This window comes from Nocardia sp. NPDC051030, from assembly GCF_040683015.1.
Classification (GTDB): Bacteria; Actinomycetota; Actinomycetes; order Mycobacteriales; family Mycobacteriaceae; genus Nocardia.
Genome location: NZ_JBFBCD010000003.1, coordinates 442353 through 467060, shown reverse-complemented (window position 1 = coordinate 467060; position 24708 = coordinate 442353). Strand labels below are relative to the sequence as shown.

Sequence of the window (24708 nt, the reverse complement as noted above, 5' to 3'; positions counted from 1 at the left end):
TCAGGTCCAGGCCGGGCCGGCGGCGGGAACTTCACGCACCACCGTGCCTTCGATGAGCCCGTACGGGCGGTCTGCCGCGAAGAACACCTCGTTGTCATTGACCATGCCGAACGGCGACAGGTCCACCTCGAAGTGATGCTTGTTCGGCAGAGTCAGCTTGACCTCGGCGATCTCGGGGCAGGTCTCGAGCACGCGTTCACCCATCTCGTACAGGGTCTGCTGCAGCGAGAGGCTGTGGGTGTCGGCGAAGGCCTGGAGCAGGCAGCGCTTGACGATCTCGTAGGACTTGTCCCATTCGCCGGTGTCACCGGAGTGCCGCCACTGGGCGGTCACCTCGGTGGCCAGCACGCGATCGCGGGTCTCGCGCAGGGTGGTGTAGCGGTCCTTGATGAAACCGTGGAACTCCGAGCCCGTCGTGTTCAGGACCACCAGGTCCTTCAGACCCGAGACCACCCAGGCCCGGTTGCCGTCGTAATGCACGGTGGCGGTGCGGGTTTCGCGGCCATTGCGGACGAACGAGTGCGGGTGGCTGTTCAGGCCGACGATATTGCGCTCCCACTCGTACTCCTCGAGCTCCACCCGGGCGTGCCCGATGCTCGGCTGCGAATCGACGAAGTGGCGAGCCAGCACCAGACCGAAATCCTCCGGCGAGGCGATGCCGTGCTGCTTGGCGAAGGCGTAGACCGTGTTCTTCTGCGTATCGGTCGGCAGGATCGCCGCATTGTCGCCGGTGAGGTGGACTTCCTCCATGTCTCCGGACAGCGCCACGCTGACATTCAGGTCCCGCAGCTGATGCTTCGTGCTGGTCTTGGTGACACGCACGACGCGGACCTCAGCCTTTCCGTATCGGTTGGGACCGAGCTTGATCGACATGGTTCAGCTACCTCGATAGGTGGAGTAGGAATAGGGGCTCAGCAGGAGCGGCACGTGATAGTGCTCCGCCGGATCGGTGACCGTGAATTCGATGGTCACCGAGGGGTAGAACGGGCTGACCTCGCTGGTGTCGAAGGTCAGCCGGTGCACTCCCGCCGCGGGGGCGGGCAGGTCTTTGATGCGGCCGTCGGCGTCGGTGTCGTGCTGCGCCAAGGTTTTTCCGTCGGCGTCTTCCAGGCGGACGGCCATTCCGGCGGCCGGGCGACCGGTCGCGGCGTTCAGCACGTGGGTCGACAGGCTCATGGCTGCTCCAGGAGTTTGCGGATGCGCAGGCCGGTGATGTCGGCGAGTTCGTCGCGGACGACCTCATGCTCGTCCTCGACCGAGTTGTGCAACCGGCGGTGCAGTTCCGAGAGCATCTCGACGGCGCTGCGGCCGGTGGCGCGGATCAGGAAGACGTGGCCGAAATGTTGCTCGTAAGCGACATTGCGGGCGGCCAGCTCGGCCAGTACGGCCGCGTCGGCGTCGTCCGCACCGGACTGTTCCTCCCGCGACCACTGCGCCTCACGCTCGGCGTCAGCGGAGGGAGCCGCCTTCGCCGCGGTGCGCTCACCGATGCGCGGATGCGCCTCGAGCGCTTCCTCGATATCGGCCCAGTCGAGTTCACGAACACCAGACACCGCGGCCTCGACCAGACTCGCCTCGTTCATATACGGCCTGTTCGCGACCATCTTCCGCGCCCACCGCCGCGATGCGCAGCAGGTCAGCAATTGCGCCGCGGCCTCTTCCAAGGGCAGCGACCCCAGCCAATCCAGGCGACTCGACATCCGACCTCCATCCGTTTCTCGTGCTGGGACCAGTCAACCCCCCGGGGAGCTGCGGCGTCAGGTACGAGACCTCCGAAGATGTGGCCTGCTTCACAGCGGTCGTTTTGTATATACATCCAAGGCTGGTAACCCTGCGGTCATCGGCTGTTAGCCTCAGCAATCATGCGGTTGCGCTCTCTGCTCGATATGACGGACCTGGGCCTGGAGCTCGTCACCGGTGAGGACGAGCTGGAACGCTTCGTCCGCTGGGTCGTCACCACCGACATGCTCGACCCCGGTCGTTATCTCTCCGGCGGTGAACTCGTGCTGACCGGTATGCAGTGGCGGCGCAAACCCGCCGATAGCGAAACCTTCGTGTCCGCGCTGGCAAAAGCCAAGGTCGCGGGCTTGGCCGCCGGTGACGCCCGCTACGGCGATTCACCCGACGACGTCGTCGACGCCTGTCGCCGGCATCGCATCCCGCTGTTCCGGGTACCCGAACAGGTCGCCTTCGCCACTGTAACCGAGCAGGTCAACCGGAAATTGTCGACCGGACGGGCCGCGGATCTGACCGCCATCCTGGACCGCCACCGCCAACTCGTCTCCGGCGGCGGCCTCGACTCGGTCCTCGAGCTCATCCACCGCAATCTCGGCACCCCCTGCTGGGTGGTGTCCTCCACCGGCCGCGTGGTCGCGGGCCCCGCCACCCCCACCCTCCCCGACGCGGTCCGCACCGCGATTCTCTCCGCCGCCCGCCTCCCCCACGTCCTAACCCACAGCGGCACAAGGTTTTCCCTCTTCGCCGTCGACGCGGACAGCACCTCCCGAGTCGCCGACTGGTTCCTGGTCTTCGAGAGCAACTACAAGGAATGGCCCGAAGAGCGCCGAGCCCTCGCCGGCGAACTAGGCGCGGTCGTCTCCCTCGAACGCACCTGGCACGACGACCGCCAAAGCGCGGAAGGCCGTCTGGCACAAGAACTAATCGAGCTCATCGTCTCCGACGCCAAACCAGCCGAAATAGTCTCCCGCCTGGAACTGACCGGCCTCCACCTCTCCGACCGCTACCTCGCGGTCGCCGCCACCGCCGACTCCGGCACCGTCCGCCCCGGCGAACTACGCGCCGTCCTCCGCGAAATCCTTTACGGCAGAAGCCCAGCCGCCGGAGTCGTGGACGGCGAAGCCATAGCCCTGGTAGCCCTGGCCGACGACACCCTCCTCGACGACCGCATCCACCGAGCCATCGAAGCCCTCGAACCCGGCCTCCAAGGCACCCGCCTCTCAGTAGGCATCAGCGGCGCAGTAGACGGCGAAGGTCTCCGAGGCGCAGTAGAAGAAGCCCGCTACGCCCGCCGCATGGCCGCCGAACGCAACCAGCCCACCAGCATCGTCCGCCACGACGAGCTAGCCACCCACATGCTCCTCCTGGCCAGCGTCCCCGACGAAGTCCGCCGCATGTTCCGAGTCCGCCTCCTGGACCCGTTGAGCACCTACGACAAAGACAACCGAGCAGACCTGGTCCACACCCTCGAAACCTTCTTGCAGGTCTCAGGCTCCTGGTCCAAATGCGCCGAAATCCTCCACCTACACGTAAACACCCTCCGCTACCGAGTCCAACGCATCGAAGAACTAACCGGCCGAGACCTCTCCCGCCTAGAAGACCGAGTCGACTTCTTCCTAGCCCTAGCCCTCCGCTGACATTCAGCGGATCGGCGATTCCACTTGCTGGCTCGGCAGGGGTCGAACCTGCGACTGTCCGCTTAACGGGCGGGCGCTCTACCGACTGAGCTACGAGCCATGGGGTGGTCGACGGGGCTTGAACCCGCTTCCTCCGGTATCACAAACCGGTGCCTCGGCCACTTCGGCTTCGACCACCGTGCCTTTGGGAAGAATTGAACTTCCGGCCCCCGACTTATCAGGTCGGTGCTCTATACCACTGAGCTACAAAGGCGTGGCGGTGGCCGGATTCGAACCGGCGGCCTTCGGATCATGAGTCCGCTGCGCTTCCTGGCTGCGCTACACCGCTATGTGAGGGAAATCCTCGCGGAAGGTTGAAGAGTCGAACTCCAACGCCGAAACGCCCCTCCGGTTTTCAAGACCGGCTGGCCTCCACAGGCCGGAACCTTCCATTTCCGAGAATCCGAAGAATCTGCGGTGAATCAAGATTCGCAGGGGCGGGACGGACGTGCAATTCATTTTTCGCGCGTGAGTCAGCGGTTGGCGATCACGACCAGTAGCGCGGTGGTTGCGGTGGAGACGGCGAAGCAACCATGAGTGATGACGACGCGGATGGGGAGGTTCGCTTCTCGGGCTACTCGATGAGCTGCTCCGGGGCCTTTTCCGGATGCGGAGAGGGATCGGTAGGTGGGCATCCAGCGGATGAGCATCGTGACACCGAGGATTGCTGTCGCGGTGAGCAGTACGACGGCGGCCGTGGCCATGTCGTGATTGCCCACCACCACGAATGTTGTCCACGCACTGGCGGTTACGAGGGCGAGAGTGACATGCCCGAAGACGAGTGCGGGTGGTAGGCGACGGTGACGGCCATGGCGCACGCGGGCGCGGCGGACCTCATCCTTCGTCAACCAGGCGCCGAGAATCCACGCTCCGGACAGGGCGGTGCAGCCGAGCATCGCCAATGCGGCGTACCTCATGACAATCGACACTAGGCGATAACTGTCGGCTTGCACCTCGAAATCCAGCAAACCGCAAGAGATCTATTCGGCGACGACCCGCACCGCGCTCGGATCGGCGATCTCGTCGTGCTTGCGGTCCAGGCGCAGCACGCAACGGGTGCCGCTGAAAATGGTCGGCATGCACGCATTGCAGTGCACGCAGGCCGATCGGAACTCCGGATCGGATTGTATGCGGCGCAAGAGATTCGGTTCTCGCAGCAGCGCACGCCCCATGGCGACGAATTCGAATCCCTCGGTCCTGGCCAGCCGCATGGTGTCCAGGTTGGTGATGCCGCCCAAGAGGATCAGCGGCATCGACAGTTCGCGGCGGAACTGGCGGGCGCGCTCGAGCAGGTAGGCCTCCCGATACGGGTACTCCCGCAGGAAGATTCGGCCGCCAAGCCGGAACCCCCACCGCACCGGCGTGGGCATCACCTTCGCGAACTCGCGCCGTGGCGCATCGCCGTGGAAGTACAGCATGGGGTTGAGCAGCGAACTGCCCGCGGTCAATTCCAGCGCGTCCAGCGCCCCGTCGGATTCCAGCAACGCCGCCACCCGCACCGCATCCGGCACGGTGAGCCCGCCGCGGACGCCGTCGTCCATATTGAGCTTGGCGGTGACAGCCACTCGGTCCCCCACAGCTTCCCTTACGGCACAGGCGATTTCACGAGCCAGCCGCGCCCGCTTCACCAGCGATCCGCCATACTCGTCGGTCCGCCGGTTCAGCAGCGGGCTCAGGAATGAGCTGACCAGATAGTTGTGCCCGAAGTGGATTTCCACGGCGTCGAATCCTGATTCCCCCGCCAGGCGCGCGGCAGTGGCGTGGTCGGCGACGATCTGCCGAAGCCCGGCCGCGTCCGGGACCTGCAAGAAACGCATCCCCAGCGGACTGAACAACCGGCTCGGCGCGAGTGCGGGCGCCCGGTTCGAGGCGGCATTGGCCACCGGTCCGGCATGCCCGATCTGCGCGCTCGCCGCCGCACCCTCGGCGTGCACCGCATCGGTCAACTTCCGTAGTCCCGCAACGGCTTCCGGACGCATCCAGATCTGATGCCGGTCCGTCCGGCCACCCGGCGAGGTGGCGCAGTAGGCGACGGTCGTCATACCCACGCCGCCCGCGGCCACCTCCCGATGGAACGCGATCAGCTCATCCGTCACCACCGCGTCGGGAGTGCGGCCTTCGAAGGTCGCGGCCTTGATCACCCGATTGCGCAGCGTGAGCGGACCCAACCGGGCCGGAGCGAATACGTCGGTCATTTCTTCTCCTTCACCGGCGCGGCCAATCCGGCCACCACGAAATCGCGCAGCGTATCGACCGATTGCGCCGACATCCCATGCTCGGTAGCGCTCGCCGCGCCGAACCGCATGATGATGAGGTCGAACGCCAGCATCCAGCGCCGCCTGCTCTCCGCCTCGCTCAGCTCAGGCAGCAAGGCAACCCAGGACTCCATCCGAAACCACCGGTGATTCCAAATCATCGGCTGCCGCCCATGCATGAGCTGGGCCAGCAACCGCAGATGCAACCGCCCCACCGGATCGTCGGCCAGCGCGAGAAACGGCTCGATCACCGCATCCACCACCGCACCCACCGACTCCCGCTCGGCACTGACCACCGCCAACCGACCAGCCCACAACGGCCCCAGCCGATCCTCGATCAACGCCGAGACCAGCGCCTCCTTCGACCCGAAGTGATAGTGCACCGCCGCCGCATTCGCTCCGGCCGCAGCACAGATCCCCCGCACCGAAACATCCTCATACCGCTCAGTCAGCAACAGCCGTTCCGCGGCCGCCAGCAGCCGTTCCCGCGTACCCGTTGCCGCCGAAGCCTTCTCACTCATCCCGGCCAGTGAACCACACCTCAAACACTGTTTCAATCACTGATTGAAACGGGAGGGACTCGAGCGGTGACGAGGGCTCACCAGCTATCGGACGCCACGGCGCGGGCGCGCGAGCAAATAGCACACGACAGCCCCCGCCAACGCGCACAACAACCACAGCAGCCAGTCGAGGGCGTAGGCGGCGGCAAGCGGGTAGTTGAATACCGCATCCCTCCTGTTGAGCAGCACACCGTTCTCGTACCGCAGAGGAGGGCGAAAACGGATGCAGTACAGCTTCACCGGCTGCCACAAGATCGACAGAGCAGCCGCCAACGAGACGACGCCCGCCGGGAAGCGAGTCATCTTCGCGCCCCACGCAAGGTACCCGGAGAGCGCAGCGACCGCGACCGCGAGAACTCCGGTCACGACCGTCACCACGGTATGAGCGGTGAGCGATTCCAGCAACGTCAGGTCGGAGAATCGCGCATACGTCACCAGCACGAATCCGCCCATACACAAGCCAAACAACACCCAACCGATACGAACGACCCGATCACTTGTCTCGGCGTGTTTGACGGTGCTGCTCAAAGGATCCCTCCATGAATTCTCGAACCGGGCGCGAGCTAATCCTCCCCTCCCGCCCGATCTGCTTTCACCCATCGAATGGCCAGGAAATCCATGCGAGGTAAATGCGAACGGCAACTGGAAATGCCTGCGTCAGAAACCGGTCGTAGAACCGCGTGCATTCCATGTGAGCACCGCCAACACAACGATCAGAACGGCGATCGTGGCCGTTGCCCGCCTGGTCCTACGTGGGTCGGCCGACTTCGTAGGTTCCGTCAAGGTCTGTGACCTTGATCGTGACGGTCTTAGCCTCGCCACTGATTTCGAGCGCGCACGTGTAGGTCGCGCCGGGAACGACTTCCATCGGGGACGGGCATCGGACGTTCGACACGTTCTGGATGCCATAACTGTCGATGAGAATCTGGGTAATTCCTCGCTCGACGGCGGTGGGGTTGAGGACATCAGCCGCGATGGGGTGGACGATTAATGGTTGGGTGGGGACCATATCGATGGCCGGGTGCAGATCGGCGTGCGCCGCCGTTCCTACGGCCACCTGGAGCACCGCAAATCCTGTGGTCAGCGCCGTTGCGAACCATCCTCGGGGCGAGGTCGGGATCATGATCTTGGATTGTAGAGCGCGGGGCCCAGTCCAAGTCTCGGTAGTCCGATGCGGGTGCATCGTCGAACGAGCACAATCGGTGGACCTCGTCTGCGGAGGACCGGCACAGAGCCAGGTGCTCGGCGGAAATCCGCGCGAACTCTTGCGTCAGCGCGACGTCCTCATCCTGCACGACTTCGCGCTGACCTATATGAACAGCGCGCCGGAAATCTGTTTGCCCGCCACGGCAAACCGCACGCCTGGCGGCAATGTAGTGCGTTTCCTGGACGTGTTCAGTCGCGTGTGACGAGAACCCATTCGTCCATTTCTGCGGCCTGCCGATACAAACGCGCGTAGTCGTCGAGGAGGTTCAGAACGTCGTCGCGGTCGTGAGGAAGCTTGTAGACCTGCGCTGCTTCCATGGCCTGTACATCGAACAGTGCCGGGGCGCCGGCGAGCATGTTCTCGATGTAGTGGGCGACCGCCGCCGCTGTGTCCGGCCGGACGAGACGGTACGGGATGCCTTGGGTGGCAACCGCTTTACAGGGGTACTGTTCGGCACCGAACACGGCGATCTCGGCGAGCCCGTCTGGGTTTCTGTCGGCTTGTGCTCGACGATTCGGTGCCAGCATCCAGTAGGCGGCGTCCCATGAACGGGTCACAAGGGCTCGCTCCAGCAGCCCCGGGCGTTCGCTGGCCAGTTGCCGCGCGATCGGCGCGAGTTCGAGCCAGAGCGGATCGTCGCGATAGGGAGTCAATGCGATGTCGACCGTCGCCAACGTGTCGAAGAACTGCAAGGCCTCGGCGGTGTTCTGGTCATGCATCGCGCGCTCGATCAACGGCCCGTACGGAAGCGCCTGGTAGCTGGCATCGATGGCCATCCGGCGAGCCTATCGGCATGTCGTGGGCCCTAAGGATATTCGTCATGGCGGCGTGTTCGGCGGCCCAGCCTTGGCGATCCGATCCGCGCGGTCAGCGGCAATTCAGGATGTGTATCGGCGGAGCAGTGTTCGCCCGTCGGAGCCATACAGCTCGATCGTGCTGAACGCACCCATACCGCTCAGCACCGCGATCAACTCGGGCACCCGGTTCGGTTCGACGACACCTGCGAAACTGATGACCGCGACCTCGCCATCGCAGGCGAACTCAATTGCGGCCCAGCCGCATTCGATCTCGTAGTCGGTGATCGACGACTTGCGGACCTTCCAGCCTGATTCGGCGAAGTTCCGCCCCAGCGTAGCCGGCCTCGGAGCGCTTTCGACCTTGCCGTACACGTTATTGCGCAGGGCAACCAGCGAGTCGTCCAGGGGCTCCCGCCCAGCGCTAGAGGAAGTGGTGTCCATGGCCGTCAGTATGCGGGGATCGGATTGAAGATCGCGGGATCACCGAAACACGCGACATGCGCGAGCCCCCGACAGAAAGCTGTAGGCGGAGTGGATGCTCTAGGTTGCCGTGTATGACTCGCTACCAGCTCTTTCGCGTAGGACGTACCTGCGGTTACGTGTTCTGGTGGGTGTTCATCGCGGCCACTATGGTGGCAGGGGGTATCGCCTGGTTCGGCGATGTCGGTCAGGACGATGCCGGATGGATTGTTCATGGACCCACGCTGGGCGCGCCCCGAAGGTACGTGGACTACCTTCCGTCGGACGGATTCGATATCACCCCGGGCATGACCTTCGTCGCGTTTTGCCTGCTGGTTCTCGCAGCGCTGGCCGAGGCGGTCGCAGTGCGACGGGTGGCCGCCGGAATCATCACTGTGGCCGTGCCGTTCGTGACGGCAGCATTGATTTGGGCCGCAATGCCACGCGGGCACTGGAGTTTCGTCGTCCAGCCGGTTCCTGCTGTGTTGGTAATCCTGGCGGCCGTGGCGATCCGCGAGGTCTGGGCACGGCGTCTTGCGCCCTCGGTGACGTCCGCATAGGCGCGCACGCTGGCTCAGCAGGGAACCGCACGGAGATACGGCAACAGCCTCACCATCGGACAGCCGTATTCATGTTGAATCCGCTGGTGAATGCGCGCTAGCCGCTGAGCGTGCTGACCAGCAAACGGGATGCCGTACCGGGCGTAGCCGCTTATCGCTGTGAATCCCCACGTCGCCATGAACGTCAGGGCCGCGACTAACCATTACGGGGCGAAGGGCAGCTCTCGCAGTCGCTCCATCCGCACATCCGTCCTTGGGTGACCTGACGCAGGGTGAACCGGAACGCTCGTAATACGAGGCCAACTCACGATAGCTGAGAGATTCCCCTGGCCAAGATCTGTGTATTGCCGATTCAGGGCTGTGGGGCAGCCCTAGCGCTGTGTGTGGCCATTTCTTGGCAGACCTGCAGCCACGGACGATGGTGGCGAGCCAGGGTATATGCATTGGGAACGATTCAAGATCGTTATGCGATTCCGGAGCGTATGCGACATGTGAGCGCTTAGCTATCCGATAGCTACCTTGTTGTTCGACCGCCGACCAGGCGGCTTGCGGTCGCGTCCGTCACGGCGGTTCCCTCGTCGTCGGCGCGAGAACTCGTGAATCAGAGCATCGACAGATCCGGTCGCTCGACCGCGATCGGCCAAGGATCAGATCTCCACCAGGAGGAGACGGCAATGGCACTGGTGCACAAGGCTTTCGGTATCCTTGCATGCGCGGCAATCATGGCGGGTGGCCCTGGCGTCGGTGTGGTTGCCGCCGGGCCGAGTTCGGACGGCCGGTACTACGGGTCCCTGGCCGTCGAGGATCTCGGAGACCAGTTTCAGGTCATGTGGGCGGTCAACTATCCCAGCTGGGCCGACGCCGATGGCGCGGCACTAGGGCACTGCCAGACCGCAAACTGCTCCGTACTGGCCCGGTTCGTCGACGGCTGCGGATCCATCGCCCAGCGCGATCACCGACTGCTCGGCGGGGTCGGAAACACCCGCGCGGACGCCGAACGCGCCGCGATCGACGCCTTCGGCCCACCCGATCTGGTGTCCATGAGCGCGGGCAACCCACCCGCCTCGGTTGCGCACACCGAATGTACCGTCAACGTCGGCTGACCCACCCTGTCACCGAAGAACAGGCGGAGCTTCTCATGATCATCCGAGCAGCCCGAATATGCTCCACCGCAATGATCCCGGCCGCGATCGTGACGCTCTCGACCTTCACGGCACCGACGGCCGCCGCCGAACTGACCGGCATCCGGGTGATCGCCGGCCCGGAAGGCATACTGACCGGCTGCAGCTACACCATTGCCGCCGATGTCACCACCCCGCCGTATGTTCCCGGAGCGGTGACCTTCTACGACAACGCCCGCCAAATCCCGGGATTCGGCGACTACCACCCTGACACCCATACCGTGACCACCCCTTGGACTCCGGGTTCGAAAGGCGAACATATGATCGCCGCCATCCAAATCGAACCCGGCGGACTCGCCAGCGGCAGAGGCATCCCGTTCCAAGTCGTCGGCGACGGCTCGAACACCGGCAGCTCCTGCATCCGCGTGTCCTGACCAGTTCCCAGGAGGTAATCGCCGACGCAACCAGGAGGGGTGATCATCGTGACGAGCGACGGGGAAACCATCGTCCGCGAGCTGCGATCACGGGCCCAGCGGGGAGACACACCAGCTGAAGTGGCAACCTGGTTGGTGCGAGAGCTCGGGAGCGTGGGCAACCTTTCGTTCCAATGCATCAGCTGTATGTTCCTTGCCTTCGATACGCCCACCCTGCGGGATCTCAAGCAAGCGCATGACTGGGTGGGTCTCGGGCAAGGCGGCACACTCACCGACGACGAACTGAACCAGATGCTCACCTCGCTCCGGTGACACCGAGTTGGTGCAACATCCGGATGGCTCCTGGCGTGGGGGACCGACTCGAAATCCAACGGCCCGTTGACCTTCCGGTCCTCCCGTATGGCAGCTCCGAGCCGCGAGACCCGCAGCGGATCAGTACGTTCGACTAGAAGCTCACCGACTACCAGATGAGCACGCCACCACCCACACCCAGCGCTCGGCCAGCGGCGATCTCGATATTCGCCAAACGGTCCAAGATTCCGAGCGCGAGACGCGCGAACACTGCTTCATCGGGATCCTGCGGAACGACCTCGACCAGCCATTCACGGACCATTCGGCATTCCCCCAGAAGCGCGGGGATCTCCTCGGGCATCACGATGAGGTCCGCGCGCGGCCTGGAGGGATCAGCCAGGACCGGAAAGAACCGGGCGCCCAGCGAACGCATCGCCTCCGAACCCCACACCTCGGTACGCCAACTCTCGAAGCCCGCAGAGTTACTGATGCGCTCCGGGGTATCGAGCACCTGACCCACGACGTCGCGGCTGTCCGCTGGGCTGGGCAGGAAGGTATGGACAGTCAAACTCACTCGAATACACAACCACACTGCGAGATGGTCCTGACCTCACCACACGGATCCGAACATTTCCAGCGTGTTCGCCGCCGGGTGCCGCGGCCGACGCGAACAGCGCAAAGGGCAGTAGCGCGCTCGTTTGGGGTTCAGAACCGAGACGGCCAGCCAGCGGTCAGCCAATAGCCATATCCGCGTTCGGTTCCCTGCTGGGCCAACGCATCGAGCGCGGCCAGCACACGCGGGGTAGCGAACCGGACCCAGGCGACAGCGGCAATGACGATTACTCCGACAGCGGGCATGCCGAGACCGCCCCCGAGCGCGTTATCGGGGTCGGCCACAGCGACCAGTACGGGAAGGATCAGGCAGAGTACGGCGAGCACCACGTAGAACCAGGACATCGCCGAGGCGGCGCGGCGGCGGGTGCGCTCGTTGATGATCAAACGGTGCCAGCGAATGGCATCCTCCGCTGTGGCCAGAACAGGTAACTGCCTGAAATACAGAGCGTCGTAGAACTGGCGCATCTGCTCGAGTCCGCCGTACCGTCTGCGCTCCCCCGCGATACCCATTGTGAAAGCTGGCGTGCAGCTGGCTGCCAACAGGACACCGAAGTAACTGAACCCGGTCAGCGCCGCGAACCCGAACAGTGCGGCACCCACCCCAAGAGCGATCACCCACAAGGGCGCAAAGCGCAGCTCTCGCAGCCGCTCCATCCACAGACCAGGCGGTCTTATTTCCATCCCCAAAAGATAGCCATGGTCAGCTACACCTGGTCGGCGAGGCGCTCGTACGCTCCTAAAACGTAATCGCGGCTGACGTATGGACCGCACCATTAAGGTCGAGGCGGTGGGCAACCATTTCAGTGCGGACTCGATTGGCCTGGACGTCTACATGACCAACGGCGGCACCGACGTGTTCTGCGACGTGATGGCACTGGCGGGTTCTTCGGTGGCCCGAACGGTGTGGCAGCAGAACCTGGTGCTGCATTTCTGCGACCTGGTGCGATATGCCATCGGAATGGGTGGGTTCGACCTGGCGGAGCTTCCATGGACGCAGGACCACCAGGCTGAGCAAGACTTCTTCATCGTTTTGCTCGACCGCGCGATCCACCGGACAGGTTGGGAGAAACTGCACTACACCCCATCGATCGACTACAAACTCGGCACGTTCATGCAGATGCTCACCACATATTACGCAAGTCCGATGATCGACTCCGGCATCGGTGACTGGACCATCGCGCCGAAGCCGTATCTTCTCGAGATGTGTATGCGGCACGCGATCTTTCAGGGCGAGTTCGGATGCCGCTTGTGCGATCTTGGGCAGCAACCCATCGATGCTCCATTCGTCTGGGAGATGACCAGTTCCTATACCGCGGACGGAACGATCAACAGCGAGACCATCAACCGTCAGATATCGCAGATCCCTGACGAACTGATCCCCCGAATCCTCGCCATCGCAGGCAATCCGGAGCCGCGTTCGGTGGGGGTATGGATCAAGCCACCACACCTCGAGCCGGTCTCCGCGATCATCGGCAAGCCGCTCGATCCCCACGCCTATCATTGGCTGGGCAAGGCCGTTGCCTGAGCACCTAGCAGGCGGACCTTTGCCAGCGCGAAGCTTCGGGGATAATCCCTCAGCTCCGCTCCGGCCGCTGGCTTCAGCCTCCCGGGCCTCAGGCTCAGACGAACAGCATTTGATCGAGGATGTCCACGGATTCGCCGACCGTGATCTCGAGCCTGCCCGCAAGTGAATCCGTGTTGAACTCGGTGACGAACCGTCGTGATTCACCGACCCATCCGATCGAAAGCCGAGTGGCTGCTTCCCGAAATATGTCAGTCACGACCGTGCCGCGGGTGACCCGACGGAAGCGAACCGACATACCCATGACGTCGAACGAGAACACCACGTGATCATCGGAGCCGAGATCGAGCCGCACGAGCCGCACCGTCTCACTACCGGCGGAGTCCGCCGCCATGAGCTCAATCCCCAACTCCTGCATGAACTCGTCCTCATCGGGCACAACGAAATCCCGGTACACGATGCACTCCTCTCAGATGGTGTCGCCCATCGTGTCGTTCCTAGCTGATTGATCGGCGAAGACACGCCCCATAGTTCGTTGTGCTTGCTCATCGGCGGCCACCCGCGGTCGATAATCGTGCGGTGTCCTACTACGGCATCGATGGATACCAACCACAGTGGCTCTCAGGGCGCGCCACCATCGAGTCCGCGCACGGACAACGGCTGGGCCGATTGATTGGCAAACGCTTGTCGAGAACCTGGCTGGTCTGGGACCAAGACGACGAGTGGTTCGCCGACTGCCCGGTATTGCTGGATTTCGATGGCGAACAGGTTGAGATCACCCATCAGAAGTTCGACGAGCTTTCGATCACCTGGAGCCAGGTCAATCCCCTTCGGCAGCGCTCGTGGTCCGACCCCGAGGACAACGATCCAGAGATCCACGCCTTCCATCTGGCCTGGCGATCCGACGCCATCCCCGCGTTGACCGCACTCGAAGGCCAGCCGCTGGTCGCGATCGACTTGCTCGAATGGACAAGTCGACAAGCCGATTTCGCCGCAGGCATGGTCGCGGTCACTTTCGTATTCGCCGAGAACCGGGTGACGATCAGCAACGGGCTCGACGAGAACCAGCTCGAATTCGGTACTCCATCGGCCGAGTACCTCCAATACCCTCTCCACAACTGAAGCTCGGTTGTTAGGTCGGCACGGTCAGGCATGAACGGATACTGCGTTCTTGCCGCAAGATCGGCAAGTGGGTATCGCCACGGCCCATCGGCGTCTTGCTTCGCGGATGGTTGGATACCGATCGGCTGGAGCTAGTCTCGCCGTTCCGCTGCGTACTCCGGAAAGCGTTCGCGCATCGCCGCGTCGAATGCTGTGGCGCGCTCGAACGAATCAGAGTCGTACCCGTCGCGCTCGAGGTACCACCCGACGAGTTCCGCCGCCTGCTTGAAATGGCCGTGCGCCGCGAAGAATGCGACAGTGGCGCGGAACTTCACTGGGTGGAAACGTTTGCTTATCCAATGCGGTTGTTTCGCATGGACGGCGAGTTTCCCGACGCTGTCGCGCTCGGCGAACCATACCGCCATCGGACCGTCGAGATACTTCAAAACCCATTGCACCCCACGCTCGATGTCATCGGCCTCTCGCATGCAGAAGGTGTCCCAGTAGGCGGGATGTGGGGACCGGTCAAAAGGTGACGTCTCGATCTGGCCGCGGTCGGCTGATTCCCAACCGTCGGCCAACGCCTCCTCGGGTAGTCCTGCGTTGAGTTCGGCCGCAGCTGCCGACCGGATCGACACTCCACCGCCGACTACGACGCCGCCGTATCGACCACGTTTCAGGGTTATCTCCACAGCGGCCGTCAGCCCGGTAAGCGGGCCGTCCGCAGCGTAGACGTCGACGATGTAGCTCTTCTTGCGATCCTCAGCTGGATATTCCAGGCGAAAACCTCTGGTAGCCAAGGCTTCCGTCAACGCGGCCGGAAATGTCGCCGCGATGTGCGCTTCACCGGTCGATTCGAGGATCTCGAAGTGCTCCAATCCCGAACTCTGCGCACCGTTACCGCAGACGTAGCCCGTCAGATGCTCGGCCAGATTCAGGATCGGGTTGAAGTAGTCGATGGTGTCGTCCGGATCCCAGTCCTCGTCCGCCATGGCTTGCGTCCGAACGTATTGCAATCCCGCGACGACATCCGCGGGCACGTCACCGACAAGCGTGGGTGAGTCTTCCTCATAGGGTGAAGTCACGCTCCAGACCTTTCGGCCGTACCGCCACACCGCCACCTCGCTGTGACCTGCTCCGTCGATCTCTCCGGCGGCAATGACTTCACAATCACCCGACAGCATTGCCAAATCCCAAGTGCCCTCCGGGCTTTCCTCGGACGAGCTCTCCACCACCAGTAACGAACCGTCCGTAAACATGGCCGCGGCCAGAGGTTCCTGCGGCCAATCCGTGCGAATCCCGCTCGGCTGCACGTTGAGCGCGTGATACACCGCTTCGGGCGTCGATCCGCGGAACAACAACCAATTCGAAGTAAACCCCATCGTGAACTCCCCCAAAACTCTCCATCGAACGTAAAGCACGCTACCGTGCCGCACCGACAAGCCCTGCCGAGCGGCACGATCCGGGCGGAACCGCTGCGCGCCATAACCGACCACCTCCGAGTGGCTCGAACTGGTCAGCGCAGTCAGCGGTAAAGTAGTGCGCTCGCGTGGGTTCGGCGTATCCGATCGTGTGGGGATTACCGTGGCCGAATGACCTCAGCGGTGCTCGAGCATGCATTGACCGACCACACCGAGCTGCCGTTGCGACCGCTGCCCGAGGATGCTGCGGAAGTCCTGCGGGCGCTGGATGCTCCGCCGCGGCTGGCCGCACACTTGCGAGCGGTCCACGATGTGGCCTGCCAGCTGGTCGACTGGCTGAAGACCACCTTCGACACGGTGCAGTTCGACGCCGATTCGGTGCTGTACGGTGCGGCCACCCACGACATCGGGAAGGTTCTCCATCCTGCCGAACTGTCCGGCCCCGGCTCAGCGCACGAAGCCGACGGTTACCAGCTCCTGCTCGATCGTGGAGTGCAGGAAAGCAAGGCCCGGTTCGCACGAACTCACGCCGCATGGACGGAATCCGACATCGAGATCGAAGACCTGCTGGTCAGTCTTGCCGACAAAATCTGGAAGGCAAAACGGGTTCCCGAGCTCGAACAGCTCATCGTCCAGCGCTTGGCCGCGATCAGCAGGCAGGAACCTTGGCAGGTCTTCATGACGCTGGATGAGGAACTCGACAGGATCGCGGCTGACGCCGACCAGCGGTTGGCCTTCCAAGCCGCTTACCCGATCGCGACATAGCCTGTGCTGCAAGCGATCTGCTGATACCTGGCCGCTTTGAATCATGCTCAATACATACTGTGCGGACGCCGTTGGGGACAGACTGTCAACGCACTATTTGTCGAGGCGACGGATTTGGATCGAATTGGCTGAACACGATTCCCCCTCACATTGGTAGCGGCGGTGTCGGTGACCTGGTCGGCTGGCCATACATACAGTCCCAGCGAGGTACTTAGCCTACGGGCACACCCTGCAGCCAGAACGAATCCCGGACCCTTCCACCACTCCTGTCGGTGAGAAGAAGACCGATCTGGATAGCCACCGCGATCCAATGAGTATCCGGGCCGTGCCGAGGCCGTCAGACGACAACTACCAACCACTGCCAACAACCCGCAGCCATCCGAAATCGCAGGTCGGCGGTGCGTAACCCGCCGGGAACGCCCGTCCGTCGTAGGATCGGACAATGCGGTCCATTTGGAAGGGCTCCATCGCGTTCGGGCTGGTCAATGTGCCGGTGAAGGTCTACACGGCTACCGAGGACCATGACATCAAGTTTCATCAGGTGCATGGGGTGGATGGGGGGCGGATCAGGTATGAGCGGATCTGCACGGTGGATGGGCAGCCTGTGCAGTATTCGGAGATCGATAAGGCTTATGAGTCGCCTGATGGGGATCGGGTGATTTTGACGGACGAGGATTTCTCGAAGCTGCCGGCGGCGGAGAAGCATGAGATTCCGGTGTTGCAGTTCGTGCCGTCGGAGCAGATCGATCCGATTCTGTATGAGAAGAGCTATTACCTCGAGCCGGATTCGACTACGCCGAAGGCGTATGTGCTGCTTGCGAAGACCCTCGAAGAGGTTGATCGGGTTGCGCTGGTGCATTTCACGTTGCGGCAGAAGACTCGGCTCGGGGCGCTGCGCGTGCGCGATGGGGTGCTGGTCTTGCAGACGCTGCTGTGGCCGGATGAGGTGCGGGCGGTGGCATTCGACAAGCTCGAGGGGGTCTCCAAGCCGAAGCCGCAGGAATTGAAGATGGCCGAGACGCTGGTGGACACGCTCTCGGATGATTTCGATCCGGGGCTGTACGTGGACGAATATCAGATCGAGTTGAAGAAACTCCTCGATGAAGCCATTGCCAGCGGCAGCAGCAAGGTCACCCGCGCCCCGGAGGCCGCCGCACCGGAAATGGATGCCGAGGTGGTCGACCTGGTCGCCGCCCTGCAACGCAGCCTCGAAGCCTCCGGCCGAGGCGGTGCGAAGAAAGCCGCGCCCGCCGCCAAGGCAGCGAAGGCGACGAAAGCGACCCCGGCGGCAAAGGCCGAGGCCAAGCCCGCCAAGAAGGCCGCGAAAAAGGCTCCCGCGAAGCAAACTCGCAAGGGCGCGTGATACCACGTGCCCGGCCCCGCGCCGATACCCGCCGGGTCACGGCGTAAAGGCATCCGCCTGGCAAACTGTCGGGTATGGAACCCGCGATAGCCATCGTCCCGATGGGGCTCGGCCACCTGCGCCAGGTGCTCGATCTGGGATATGAAGCATTCGATACCACCGCCAAGCCCTACACCTCGTGGTCGCTCACCTCGGTGGCCGAGCACCTGGACAGCTCCAGCCGCTCCTGCTGGGTCGCGGTGGACTCCGACCGGGTGGTCGGGTTCGTCCTCGGGTCCATGGAATTCGAGCTTCGCGAGGACTGGGCCTATATCGAGTGGATCGCGGTGTCACCGGATATGCAGGGCCGCGGCGTCGCGGGACGGCTCATGACCGCGTGCTGCGACACGCTCTTCAAGAGCGGTGCGCGCCGGATCGTCACCGATGTGGAGAACCACAACACCGCGTCGGCGGCCATGATGCGCCGCAATGGTTTCACCGAAGGCACCACCGTCACCCTGTTCGTCCGCCCCAATCCCGATGAGGCACTCGCGCAGACCGACAGCGATCAGGTCACCCTCCCGCCCGGCACCAAGCGCGATCTGATTCGTAAGGGGCGCATAGCCGGTGAAGGACGCGGCGGACAGCGGAACCGTCCACCTGCGGAGTAGCGAAACCTGTCGGACCCCGGGTCTACGGTGTGCGCCATGACAGATGCCACCATGATCGCCATCAATGACGCGGTAACTCTTGGGCGGCAAGGGAATCCCGAACTGGCCCGGGAAGCCCTCACCGCACTGTGGAGTTCGATCGGCGTCGGCGGTGATCCGCTGCACCGGGTCTCGCTCGCGCACTTCATGGCGGATCTGCACGATCATGCGGCGGATGCCCTGACCTGGGATCTACGCGCCCTCGATGCCGCCGATGTCCTCACCGACGAGCGTGCCCAGCAACAGGATTCATCGCTCAGTGTGCGCGGGTTCTACCCGTCGCTACACCTGAACCTGGCCGACAACTACCGTCGCCTGGGTGCGTTCGATACCGCACACCGACACCTGGACGCCGCGCGCGAGCGCCTCGACGTGCTCGCGGACGACGGCTACGGCGCAACCGTGCGATCCGGCATCGGCAATGTCGAAGCGGCGCTTGCCGCCGGATCCACCGATCGGCTACCCACGCACTGAGCCGACATCCGCGACGCCGGGATTGCGCAGGCGCACATACCGATCGAGCCGAGTGGCCGCCTCGAGCATGGCCAGCCCCTGCGCGGTGAGGTTTCGTTGCCACTCGTTCAGGGCCTGGGCGAGCGGGTCCGTGCCCCCGGCTGTTCGAATCCGTTGGACCACAGTGGATATGTGGTCCAACGGATAGCCGCCTCGCCTGAGTAGATGGGCGAGCTCGGCATCACGAATATCGCTCGCACCGAACACGCGGTAGCCGGTTTCCGGGTCACGTTCGGGGACAAGGATTCCCGCGCCTTCCCAGTTGCGCAGGGTGGCCTGCGTGACCCGAAGCCTGCGGGCGAGTTCGCCGATGGTTCGACTATCACGAACCTCGGGTCGGCCCGGCGCGGTCTCGGACTCCCCCGTCAGGTGCAGCACGGCCTTGCGCACCCCCTCGAGAGTTTCCCGATCGCTGAGCAACTGGGCATGACCACGGTCGATGATCGTCAGGGCGGCATCGAGTTCGTCCTGGTGAACCGCGTTCATGATCCGCCCCGCGGCCGAGTGCCCGTAGGCCGGAATGAGCGCGAGGAAAGTACGAAGCGCTGCCACATGCACCTCGGCATAGATCCGATAGCCGCTCTCGGTGCGCGCGGCGGGCGGGATGAACCCGTCCCGCTCGTAATTGCGCACCGCCTGAGTCGAGAGGCCGTGCTCGCGTGCAAGGTCGGCCGGGCGCAATGTGATCACTGCTTTGAGACTTTACTCGATGTTTTGACGACAATTCCATGAAAAGTCTCAACCGTGCTATCAACGATACGATTGAGACACATGAGCCAGGAAATGACAGCCATGGAAATAGCGCTGAGCGACGAGGACCGTCGCCTTCTCACACAATGGACTGCGGATTGCGCCGAACGGGTGTTGCCGCTGTTCGAGGCGAAGGCTCCCGCCGACACCCGTCCGCGTGCGGCAATCGAGGGAGCTCGGGCGTTCGCCCTCGATGGCAAGCGAACCGCCGAGCACCGCTCGCTCGCGTGGGCGGCTTTCGCGGCCGCGCGCGAGGTGGCCGATCCGAGTGCCACCGCCGCCGCGCGCGCCGCACATCTCTCGGTGGCGACGCCCTACCTCCACTCCTTGGCCACCCCGCACCAGTCGAAACACATTCTCGGGTCGGCGGTCTATGCGGCACAGGCCCGAGAGTTGGCTGCGGGCAATGACCCCGATGCCGCCGAAGTTGAGATCCGCTGGGCGATCGAGCACGCGTCACCGACGGTTCGCGAAGTCCTGCGGCGATTCCCTCCCCGCACCCCCGGCCGAAGCCCCCAGGTCACGCTCTATTACCGGCTCGACGCCGCCCTGCGCGCCTGACACCGAACCCGCATGCCCCCGCGACCCCGCATGCCCCCACGCGCCCGCTTGCCCCCGCGTGTCAGTCATCCACCGCCGCTCGCGCTTTCCCCTCCCGGAAGAACTCCAACAGACCCGCCACCGTGGCCACCTCCGCACGCGGCCGCATGGCCCCGAACGGCGCGTTCCAGAACTCCCCCCGCCGCCGAGTCCACGGCCCGACATACGCATACGGCTGCGGATTATCCCAATCCCCCGGCGACACACCGTAATTCACCTCGTCGATGGCCACCGACAGATCGAAGTGCTCCGGCCACAACACCGGCTGCTCTTCGGCGAAGCGGCGTAATGCGGTGTCCCCCACCGCGAACCAGTCATGCACCGAGGCAGCCACCTCGGCATCGACGGTGAACGGCTCGTCGGGATCCATCCGCGTCCCGTCGCTGTAGAGCCCATCCGGCGGCGCGTCCGCCTCGAACCCGGCCCCGCGCGCCAGGTCGTGATAGGTCCCGTGCAGCCGGGTCCGCCCGTCCGGCCACACCAGATCCGCCCCGGTCACCGACACCGGCCACTTGATCCCGCTGAAACCACCCAGCACGATGCGCATGCGAATGCTGCCGAACCGGCGGTACTGCGGGCCCGCGATCAGCAGTTCCGCGGCCGCATGCAATGCGAACCGGGTGTCCTCGTAGGTGATGTCGTCCACCACGAAATCATCTCCGGACAGGTAGGTATGTTGCTGGGAAATGGGCTGGAGCAAACATAAACCCGCGCAAATGCGAAAATCCCGGCCGATGCCGGGCGGACGCCGGGAGCCCTGAGGCTCCCGAGTCCACTCGACGCCGACCGGGATCGCTGTCCCGCCCGCGAGGGTGGGTCAGTGCGCGTTATCGGTGCAGGCGGAGAGGATGACCTTCGCCTTACGCGGCGAGCTCGAGCCGGAGTCCGGGAACGACGGGGCACTCGTGCCCAGCGCGTCCACGGCTGCGGTCTCGGACTCGGTCTTGGTGGGAGCCCACGCCCAGCCGAAGCGGGTGTCGGCGCCCTGTGCGACGGTGCCGCAGGCATTGGCGAAGTGCACCACTACCTGGCAGTCACCATTACCGCACTTGGCGACGGCGGCATTGTCGGCGCCGTCCCAGCTACCGTAATTAACGGCATATGCGACATTTCCGGTGCTCCGAGACAGCGCCAAAGCGCCGTACAGATCCCCAGAGGCTGCTTTGAACCCCGGATCGCCCTCTGCAGCATTGGCAGGTCCGGCGGCCACAGCACCCATCGCGGCCATCGACGTGATGGCGAGGCCCATACCGGCCTTGCGCAGCAACGACATTCGATACTCCCGGTGATGAATAGTGATAACGGGACGAATCATGGTCGAGCCCATCGCCATTGTCCAATCGGTACTGGTCATTCCGCTTTGGTAAGCGCTCACATGCGGCGCATCACGGACACCACTTTGCCCAGTACCACCGCTTTATCGCCATCGATGACGTCGTAGGCCGGATTGCGGGGTTCGAGATACACATGCCCATTGCGCCGGCGATAGACCTTCACGGTGGCCTCCCCGTCGATCATGGCGGCCACGATCTCCCCGGAGTGCGCCTCACTCTCCTGCCGCACCACCACGATGTCACCATCGCAAATAGCGGCGTCCACCATGGAGTCACCGCGCACCCGCAGCCCGAACACGGTCCCCCGCCCCACCAGCTCCCGAGGCAGCGAGAGCACATCATCGGTGTGCTCCTCCGCCAGAATCGGCGCACCGGCCGCGATATCGCCGACCACCGGCACCGCCACCGAATCCCCCGCCCGCTCCCGAGGCGCACTCGTCTTCAGAAACAGCCGCACATCCATCGGCCGCGTAACCGATTCACTCCGTTTCAGAAATCCACGTTCCTCGAGCGCCTTCAAATGCTTGGATACCGAGGAAGCCGACCGCAGCCCCACCGCGTCCCCGATCTCCCGAGTACTCGGCGAATACCCATGCCGCTGCACCCAATCCCGAATGCTGCACAGAATGTCCTGCTGCCGCGGCGGCAGAGAAGAGGTATCGAGATGCTCGAACCCATCGAAGTCGTCGTATCCGGTCACCCGCGCATCCTACGGCGCGCTCGCCCTCCTACCCCGGTACGACATCGCGCAGTAACAGCACGGACCGACACCTGTGCGGTGTCGGTCCGTGCTGTGGGAGTTCGTTCGCGCGGGGCGCGTTAGACCGTGAAGCCCAAGGCGCGCAGCTGTTCCCGGCCGTCTTCGGTGATCTTGTCCGGGCCCCACGGCGGCATCCAGACCCAGTTGATCTGGAGGTCTTCGACCAGGCCGCTGCGGACCAGGGCGTTGCGGGACTGGTCCTCGATCACGTCGGTGAGGGGGCAGGCCGGAGAGGTGAGGGTCATGTCGAGCTTGCAGATGCCGTCGGTGACGGTCATGCCGTAGACGAGGCCGAGGTCGACGACATTGATGCCGAGTTCCGGGTCGACGACGTCGCGCATGGCCTCTTCGAGGTCCTCGAGGAATTTGATGTCCTCGGCGGAGGGCTCGACCTCGGTGCCGGTCGGCTCGGTCTGGGTTTCGGTGGTGTCACTCATCGGTCTTGGTCTCCCCGTTGGTCATGGCGGCCTTGGTCTCCTGTGCGGAGGCTATCTGGACGACGGCGTCCTTGAACGCCATCCAGCCCAGCAGGGCGCACTTCACGCGCGCCGGATACTTCGAGACGCCGACGAAGGCGATGCCGTCGCCGATCACGTCCTCATCGCCCTCGATCGTGCCGCGACTGGTGACCATCTCGTCGAACGATTCGACCACCTTGAGCGCCTGCTGCAAGGGCAGGCCGATCACCTGATCGGTCAGCACCGAAGTCGAGGCCTGGCTGATGGAGCAGCCCTGGCCGTCGTAGGAAACGTCGACCACATCACCATTGTCGTCGAGCTGCACGCGCAGCGTCACCTCGTCACCGCAGGTGGGGTTGACGTGGTGCACTTCCGCGCCGAACGGCTCGCGCAGCCCTCGGTGGTGCGGGTGCTTGTAGTGGTCCAGGATCACTTCCTGGTACATCTGCTCCATGCGCATGATTTATGCAACTCCGAAGAAGCTCTGAGCCTTCCGCACCGCGGCCAGCAGCGCGTCCACCTCATCGAGGGTGTTGTAGACGGCGAAGGAGGCGCGCACCGTCGCGGGGATGCCGAGGCGTCGCATGAGTGGCCATGCGCAGTGGTGCCCGACGCGCACGGCGACGCCCTCGTCGTCCAGGATCTGGCCCACATCGTGGGCGTGGATGCCGTCCACCAGGAAGGACACCGCGCCACCGCGATCCACATTCTCGATCGGACCGACGATGCGCACACCGTCGATCTTGGCGAGGCCCTCCAGGGCCGCACCCGTCAGCGAATGCTCGTGCACGGCAATGGCTTCCATGCCGATGCGATCGAGATACCGCACGGCCGCACCCAATCCGACGACCTGCGAGATCATCTGCGACCCGGCCTCGAACCGCTGAGGCGGCGGAGCGTAGGTGGTCTTCTCCATGGTGACGGTCTCGATCATGGAGCCGCCGGTGATGAACGGCGGAGTGTCCTCGAGCAGCGCGTAGCGGCCGTATAGCACCCCGACCCCGGAGGGGCCGAACATCTTGTGCCCGGAGAAGGCCGCGAAGTCGACACCCAGCTCACGGAAGTTCACCGTCATGTGCGGCACCGACTGGCAGGCGTCCAGTACCGTCAGCGCGCCGACTTCCTTTGCCCGGCGCACCAATTCAGCGACCGGGGAGACCGCACCCGTCACGTTGGATTGATGGGTGAACGCGACAACCTTGGTGGCGGACGACAATTCGAGCGAATCGAGATCGATCCGACCGTCGTCGGTCATGCCGTACCACTTGAGCGTCGCTCCGGTCCGGCGTGCAAGCTCCTGCCACGGAACGAGATTCGCGTGATGCTCCAGCTCGGTGATCACGATCTCGTCGCCCGGGCCGACATGGAACGGGAACCGGTCGTCACCGAAGGCGTACGCCACCAGGTTCAGCGATTCGGTGGCGTTCTTGGTGAACACGATCTCGTTCGCGTTCACGCCGACGAAGCGAGCGATATCGGCGCGTGCGTCCTCGTAGGCGTCGGTGGCCTCTTCGGCCAGCTGATGAGCACCACGATGCACCGCCGCATTGTGCTGGATCAGGAAATTGCGTTCCGCCTCCAGCACCTCCGTAGGTCGCTGCGCGGTGGCACCCGAGTCCAAATAGACCAGGGGTTTACCGTCGCGCACAGTGCGACTGAGGATCGGGAAGTCGGCTCGAATTCGAGCGACGTCCAAGGCGGGCACCGTAGTGGTCATGTC

General features: G+C 64.0%; 34 protein-coding genes and 5 tRNA genes. 13 read left to right on the top strand and 26 right to left on the bottom strand.

The window, feature by feature from the left end; all coding sequences use genetic code 11:
• The 3 genes from pucL to uraD are packed head-to-tail and all read right to left on the bottom strand — an operon-like array spanning position 1 to position 1700.
• On the bottom strand, positions 1-873 hold the full coding sequence (gene pucL, locus AB0N05_RS11400) for a factor-independent urate hydroxylase (RefSeq protein ID WP_364690970.1): 873 nt from the start codon (positions 871-873) through the stop codon (positions 1-3).
• Positions 874-876: 3 nt separating this feature from the next.
• Positions 877-1176 (bottom strand): hydroxyisourate hydrolase, encoded by a 300-nt coding sequence (uraH, locus tag AB0N05_RS11395; protein WP_364690968.1) that lies wholly within the window; start codon positions 1174-1176, stop codon positions 877-879.
• Positions 1173-1700: a 2-oxo-4-hydroxy-4-carboxy-5-ureidoimidazoline decarboxylase gene (gene uraD / locus AB0N05_RS11390; RefSeq protein WP_364690965.1), complete on the bottom strand. Its 528-nt coding sequence runs from the start codon at positions 1698-1700 to the stop codon at positions 1173-1175. The genes uraH and uraD overlap by 4 nt, the downstream gene beginning before the upstream one ends.
• Positions 1701-1862: 162 nt before the next feature.
• On the opposite strand from uraD, the gene AB0N05_RS11385 reads away from it, so the two are divergent.
• The gene (locus AB0N05_RS11385; protein WP_364690962.1) at positions 1863-3374 is read left to right on the top strand and encodes a PucR family transcriptional regulator ligand-binding domain-containing protein; all 1512 of its coding nucleotides are present in this window, start codon (positions 1863-1865) and stop codon (positions 3372-3374) included.
• A 27-nt stretch (positions 3375-3401) separates the two neighbouring features.
• Here the strand turns inward: AB0N05_RS11385 and AB0N05_RS11380 are convergent.
• From AB0N05_RS11380 to AB0N05_RS11335, 10 genes are all read right to left on the bottom strand, one after another.
• Positions 3402-3474, bottom strand: a tRNA-Asn gene (locus AB0N05_RS11380).
• Positions 3475-3551: transfer RNA gene (locus AB0N05_RS11375), tRNA-His, on the bottom strand.
• Between the two features lie 2 nt (positions 3552-3553).
• Positions 3554-3627 (bottom strand) — tRNA-Ile (locus AB0N05_RS11370).
• 1 nt (position 3628) lies between these two features.
• Positions 3629-3702: transfer RNA gene (locus tag AB0N05_RS11365), tRNA-Ile, on the bottom strand.
• 18 nt (positions 3703-3720) lie between these two features.
• Positions 3721-3804 (bottom strand) — tRNA-Ser (locus tag AB0N05_RS11360).
• 82 nt (positions 3805-3886) lie between these two features.
• On the bottom strand, positions 3887-4330 hold the full coding sequence (locus AB0N05_RS11355; protein WP_364690959.1) for a hypothetical protein: 444 nt from the start codon (positions 4328-4330) through the stop codon (positions 3887-3889).
• Between the two features lie 63 nt (positions 4331-4393).
• Positions 4394-5608: an NADH:flavin oxidoreductase gene (locus AB0N05_RS11350; RefSeq protein WP_364690956.1), complete on the bottom strand. Its 1215-nt coding sequence runs from the start codon at positions 5606-5608 to the stop codon at positions 4394-4396.
• Positions 5605-6189: a TetR/AcrR family transcriptional regulator gene (locus tag AB0N05_RS11345; protein ID WP_364690953.1), complete on the bottom strand. Its 585-nt coding sequence runs from the start codon at positions 6187-6189 to the stop codon at positions 5605-5607. Before AB0N05_RS11345 ends, AB0N05_RS11350 begins: the two co-directional genes overlap by 4 nt.
• Positions 6190-6273: 84 nt before the next feature.
• On the bottom strand, positions 6274-6756 hold the full coding sequence (locus AB0N05_RS11340) for a hypothetical protein (RefSeq protein WP_364690951.1): 483 nt from the start codon (positions 6754-6756) through the stop codon (positions 6274-6276).
• 220 nt (positions 6757-6976) lie between these two features.
• Entirely contained in the window at positions 6977-7351 is a 375-nt protein-coding gene (locus AB0N05_RS11335; RefSeq protein ID WP_364690948.1) for a DUF4333 domain-containing protein, read from the bottom strand.
• A gap of 79 nt (positions 7352-7430) precedes the next feature.
• On the opposite strand from AB0N05_RS11335, the gene AB0N05_RS11330 reads away from it, so the two are divergent.
• Positions 7431-7637 (top strand): hypothetical protein, encoded by a 207-nt coding sequence (locus tag AB0N05_RS11330; RefSeq protein ID WP_364690945.1) that lies wholly within the window; start codon positions 7431-7433, stop codon positions 7635-7637.
• Here the strand turns inward: AB0N05_RS11330 and AB0N05_RS11325 are convergent.
• A complete protein-coding gene (locus tag AB0N05_RS11325; protein WP_364690942.1) occupies positions 7624-8211 on the bottom strand; it encodes a hypothetical protein in 588 nt (195 codons plus the stop codon). The two genes, AB0N05_RS11330 and AB0N05_RS11325, sit on opposite strands and share 14 nt — an antisense overlap.
• Positions 8212-8313: 102 nt before the next feature.
• Positions 8314-8673 carry a hypothetical protein gene (locus AB0N05_RS11320; protein WP_364690939.1) on the bottom strand — a complete coding sequence of 120 codons (360 nt, stop codon included), beginning with the start codon at positions 8671-8673 and terminating at the stop codon, positions 8314-8316.
• Between the two features lie 113 nt (positions 8674-8786).
• Between AB0N05_RS11320 and AB0N05_RS11315 the strand changes: the two genes are divergently transcribed.
• The 4 genes from AB0N05_RS11315 (at position 8787) to AB0N05_RS11300 (ending at position 11118) form a co-directional block, all read left to right on the top strand.
• The gene (locus AB0N05_RS11315; protein WP_364690937.1) at positions 8787-9251 is read left to right on the top strand and encodes a hypothetical protein; all 465 of its coding nucleotides are present in this window, start codon (positions 8787-8789) and stop codon (positions 9249-9251) included.
• Between the two features lie 674 nt (positions 9252-9925).
• Positions 9926-10354 (top strand): DUF4189 domain-containing protein, encoded by a 429-nt coding sequence (locus AB0N05_RS11310; protein WP_364690935.1) that lies wholly within the window; start codon positions 9926-9928, stop codon positions 10352-10354.
• Positions 10355-10425: 71 nt separating this feature from the next.
• Positions 10426-10806 (top strand): hypothetical protein, encoded by a 381-nt coding sequence (locus AB0N05_RS11305; protein ID WP_364690932.1) that lies wholly within the window; start codon positions 10426-10428, stop codon positions 10804-10806.
• Between the two features lie 39 nt (positions 10807-10845).
• Positions 10846-11118: a hypothetical protein gene (locus tag AB0N05_RS11300; RefSeq protein WP_364690929.1), complete on the top strand. Its 273-nt coding sequence runs from the start codon at positions 10846-10848 to the stop codon at positions 11116-11118.
• Between the two features lie 148 nt (positions 11119-11266).
• Here the strand turns inward: AB0N05_RS11300 and AB0N05_RS11295 are convergent, their stop codons facing one another.
• Together AB0N05_RS11295 and AB0N05_RS11290 are read right to left on the bottom strand one after the other, a co-directional pair.
• Complete coding sequence (locus AB0N05_RS11295) at positions 11267-11671, bottom strand: hypothetical protein (RefSeq protein WP_364690926.1); 405 nt, start codon at positions 11669-11671, stop codon at positions 11267-11269.
• Positions 11672-11802: 131 nt separating this feature from the next.
• A complete protein-coding gene (locus AB0N05_RS11290; RefSeq protein WP_364690923.1) occupies positions 11803-12366 on the bottom strand; it encodes a hypothetical protein in 564 nt (187 codons plus the stop codon).
• 106 nt (positions 12367-12472) lie between these two features.
• Between AB0N05_RS11290 and AB0N05_RS11285 the strand changes: the two genes are divergently transcribed.
• Positions 12473-13237 carry a hypothetical protein gene (locus AB0N05_RS11285; protein ID WP_364690920.1) on the top strand — a complete coding sequence of 255 codons (765 nt, stop codon included), beginning with the start codon at positions 12473-12475 and terminating at the stop codon, positions 13235-13237.
• Positions 13238-13331: 94 nt separating this feature from the next.
• On the opposite strand, the gene AB0N05_RS11280 is transcribed toward AB0N05_RS11285, so the two are convergent.
• Positions 13332-13691, bottom strand: coding sequence for a hypothetical protein (locus AB0N05_RS11280; protein WP_364690917.1), 360 nt, complete (start codon positions 13689-13691; stop codon positions 13332-13334).
• A 122-nt stretch (positions 13692-13813) separates the two neighbouring features.
• Between AB0N05_RS11280 and AB0N05_RS11275 the strand changes: the two genes are divergently transcribed.
• Positions 13814-14356 carry a hypothetical protein gene (locus tag AB0N05_RS11275; RefSeq protein WP_364690914.1) on the top strand — a complete coding sequence of 181 codons (543 nt, stop codon included), beginning with the start codon at positions 13814-13816 and terminating at the stop codon, positions 14354-14356.
• Between the two features lie 131 nt (positions 14357-14487).
• On the opposite strand, the gene AB0N05_RS11270 is transcribed toward AB0N05_RS11275, so the two are convergent.
• Positions 14488-15717 (bottom strand): hypothetical protein, encoded by a 1230-nt coding sequence (locus AB0N05_RS11270; RefSeq protein WP_364690911.1) that lies wholly within the window; start codon positions 15715-15717, stop codon positions 14488-14490.
• 210 nt (positions 15718-15927) lie between these two features.
• On the opposite strand from AB0N05_RS11270, the gene AB0N05_RS11265 reads away from it, so the two are divergent.
• From AB0N05_RS11265 to AB0N05_RS11250, 4 genes are all read left to right on the top strand, one after another.
• The gene (locus tag AB0N05_RS11265; RefSeq protein WP_364690908.1) at positions 15928-16521 is read left to right on the top strand and encodes an HD domain-containing protein; all 594 of its coding nucleotides are present in this window, start codon (positions 15928-15930) and stop codon (positions 16519-16521) included.
• Positions 16522-16963: 442 nt separating this feature from the next.
• Complete coding sequence (locus AB0N05_RS11260; RefSeq protein ID WP_364690905.1) at positions 16964-17884, top strand: Ku protein; 921 nt, start codon at positions 16964-16966, stop codon at positions 17882-17884.
• Between the two features lie 74 nt (positions 17885-17958).
• Complete coding sequence (locus tag AB0N05_RS11255) at positions 17959-18534, top strand: GNAT family N-acetyltransferase (protein ID WP_364690902.1); 576 nt, start codon at positions 17959-17961, stop codon at positions 18532-18534.
• 36 nt (positions 18535-18570) lie between these two features.
• Complete coding sequence (locus AB0N05_RS11250) at positions 18571-19047, top strand: hypothetical protein (RefSeq protein WP_364690899.1); 477 nt, start codon at positions 18571-18573, stop codon at positions 19045-19047.
• Here AB0N05_RS11250 and AB0N05_RS11245 read toward each other — a convergent pair.
• The gene (locus tag AB0N05_RS11245) at positions 19033-19776 is read right to left on the bottom strand and encodes a MerR family transcriptional regulator (protein WP_364690897.1); all 744 of its coding nucleotides are present in this window, start codon (positions 19774-19776) and stop codon (positions 19033-19035) included. The two genes, AB0N05_RS11250 and AB0N05_RS11245, sit on opposite strands and share 15 nt — an antisense overlap.
• Positions 19777-19857: 81 nt before the next feature.
• On the opposite strand from AB0N05_RS11245, the gene AB0N05_RS11240 reads away from it, so the two are divergent.
• Positions 19858-20397, top strand: a complete 540-nt coding sequence (locus AB0N05_RS11240; protein ID WP_364690894.1) for a putative immunity protein — start codon at positions 19858-19860, stop codon at positions 20395-20397.
• A 61-nt stretch (positions 20398-20458) separates the two neighbouring features.
• Here AB0N05_RS11240 and AB0N05_RS11235 read toward each other — a convergent pair whose 3' ends face one another.
• The 6 genes from AB0N05_RS11235 to AB0N05_RS11210 form a co-directional block, all read right to left on the bottom strand.
• Complete coding sequence (locus AB0N05_RS11235; protein ID WP_364690891.1) at positions 20459-21082, bottom strand: hypothetical protein; 624 nt, start codon at positions 21080-21082, stop codon at positions 20459-20461.
• A 171-nt stretch (positions 21083-21253) separates the two neighbouring features.
• The gene (locus AB0N05_RS11230; protein WP_364690888.1) at positions 21254-21709 is read right to left on the bottom strand and encodes a DUF4189 domain-containing protein; all 456 of its coding nucleotides are present in this window, start codon (positions 21707-21709) and stop codon (positions 21254-21256) included.
• Between the two features lie 98 nt (positions 21710-21807).
• A complete protein-coding gene (lexA, locus tag AB0N05_RS11225) occupies positions 21808-22470 on the bottom strand; it encodes a transcriptional repressor LexA (protein WP_364690885.1) in 663 nt (220 codons plus the stop codon).
• Positions 22471-22589: 119 nt separating this feature from the next.
• On the bottom strand, positions 22590-22967 hold the full coding sequence (locus AB0N05_RS11220; RefSeq protein ID WP_364690882.1) for a metal-sulfur cluster assembly factor: 378 nt from the start codon (positions 22965-22967) through the stop codon (positions 22590-22592).
• Entirely contained in the window at positions 22960-23448 is a 489-nt protein-coding gene (gene sufU, locus AB0N05_RS11215) for a Fe-S cluster assembly sulfur transfer protein SufU (RefSeq protein ID WP_364690879.1), read from the bottom strand. The genes AB0N05_RS11220 and sufU overlap by 8 nt, the downstream gene beginning before the upstream one ends.
• Positions 23449-23451: 3 nt before the next feature.
• On the bottom strand, positions 23452-24705 hold the full coding sequence (locus AB0N05_RS11210; RefSeq protein ID WP_364690876.1) for a cysteine desulfurase: 1254 nt from the start codon (positions 24703-24705) through the stop codon (positions 23452-23454).
• Between the last annotated feature and the right edge of the window lie 3 nt (positions 24706-24708).

Excerpts from the sequence above, each read along its gene's own strand:
- pucL (WP_364690970.1), bottom strand. The coding sequence starts at position 873 with ATGTCGATCAAGCTCGGTCCCAACCGATACGGAAAGGCTGAGGTCCGC.
- AB0N05_RS11230 (WP_364690888.1), bottom strand. The coding sequence starts at position 21,709 with ATGTCGTTGCTGCGCAAGGCCGGTATGGGCCTCGCCATCACGTCGATG.
- AB0N05_RS11240 (WP_364690894.1), top strand. The coding sequence starts at position 19,858 with ATGAGCCAGGAAATGACAGCCATGGAAATAGCGCTGAGCGACGAGGAC.
- AB0N05_RS11270 (WP_364690911.1), bottom strand. The coding sequence starts at position 15,717 with ATGGGGTTTACTTCGAATTGGTTGTTGTTCCGCGGATCGACGCCCGAA.
- AB0N05_RS11250 (WP_364690899.1), top strand. The coding sequence starts at position 18,571 with ATGACAGATGCCACCATGATCGCCATCAATGACGCGGTAACTCTTGGG.
- AB0N05_RS11255 (WP_364690902.1), top strand. The coding sequence starts at position 17,959 with ATGGAACCCGCGATAGCCATCGTCCCGATGGGGCTCGGCCACCTGCGC.
- AB0N05_RS11290 (WP_364690923.1), bottom strand. The coding sequence starts at position 12,366 with ATGGAGCGGCTGCGAGAGCTGCGCTTTGCGCCCTTGTGGGTGATCGCT.
- AB0N05_RS11260 (WP_364690905.1), top strand. The coding sequence starts at position 16,964 with ATGCGGTCCATTTGGAAGGGCTCCATCGCGTTCGGGCTGGTCAATGTG.
- AB0N05_RS11355 (WP_364690959.1), bottom strand. The coding sequence starts at position 4,330 with ATGAGGTACGCCGCATTGGCGATGCTCGGCTGCACCGCCCTGTCCGGA.
- AB0N05_RS11385 (WP_364690962.1), top strand. The coding sequence starts at position 1,863 with ATGCGGTTGCGCTCTCTGCTCGATATGACGGACCTGGGCCTGGAGCTC.
- uraD (WP_364690965.1), bottom strand. The coding sequence starts at position 1,700 with ATGTCGAGTCGCCTGGATTGGCTGGGGTCGCTGCCCTTGGAAGAGGCC.
- uraH (WP_364690968.1), bottom strand. The coding sequence starts at position 1,176 with ATGAGCCTGTCGACCCACGTGCTGAACGCCGCGACCGGTCGCCCGGCC.
- AB0N05_RS11350 (WP_364690956.1), bottom strand. The coding sequence starts at position 5,608 with ATGACCGACGTATTCGCTCCGGCCCGGTTGGGTCCGCTCACGCTGCGC.
- AB0N05_RS11320 (WP_364690939.1), bottom strand. The coding sequence starts at position 8,673 with ATGGACACCACTTCCTCTAGCGCTGGGCGGGAGCCCCTGGACGACTCG.
- AB0N05_RS11305 (WP_364690932.1), top strand. The coding sequence starts at position 10,426 with ATGATCCCGGCCGCGATCGTGACGCTCTCGACCTTCACGGCACCGACG.
- AB0N05_RS11325 (WP_364690942.1), bottom strand. The coding sequence starts at position 8,211 with ATGGCCATCGATGCCAGCTACCAGGCGCTTCCGTACGGGCCGTTGATC.
- AB0N05_RS11210 (WP_364690876.1), bottom strand. The coding sequence starts at position 24,705 with ATGACCACTACGGTGCCCGCCTTGGACGTCGCTCGAATTCGAGCCGAC.
- AB0N05_RS11310 (WP_364690935.1), top strand. The coding sequence starts at position 9,926 with ATGGCACTGGTGCACAAGGCTTTCGGTATCCTTGCATGCGCGGCAATC.
- AB0N05_RS11220 (WP_364690882.1), bottom strand. The coding sequence starts at position 22,967 with ATGAGTGACACCACCGAAACCCAGACCGAGCCGACCGGCACCGAGGTC.
- AB0N05_RS11285 (WP_364690920.1), top strand. The coding sequence starts at position 12,473 with ATGGACCGCACCATTAAGGTCGAGGCGGTGGGCAACCATTTCAGTGCG.
- AB0N05_RS11335 (WP_364690948.1), bottom strand. The coding sequence starts at position 7,351 with ATGATCCCGACCTCGCCCCGAGGATGGTTCGCAACGGCGCTGACCACA.
- sufU (WP_364690879.1), bottom strand. The coding sequence starts at position 23,448 with ATGCGCATGGAGCAGATGTACCAGGAAGTGATCCTGGACCACTACAAG.
- AB0N05_RS11315 (WP_364690937.1), top strand. The coding sequence starts at position 8,787 with ATGACTCGCTACCAGCTCTTTCGCGTAGGACGTACCTGCGGTTACGTG.
- AB0N05_RS11265 (WP_364690908.1), top strand. The coding sequence starts at position 15,928 with ATGACCTCAGCGGTGCTCGAGCATGCATTGACCGACCACACCGAGCTG.
- AB0N05_RS11345 (WP_364690953.1), bottom strand. The coding sequence starts at position 6,189 with ATGAGTGAGAAGGCTTCGGCGGCAACGGGTACGCGGGAACGGCTGCTG.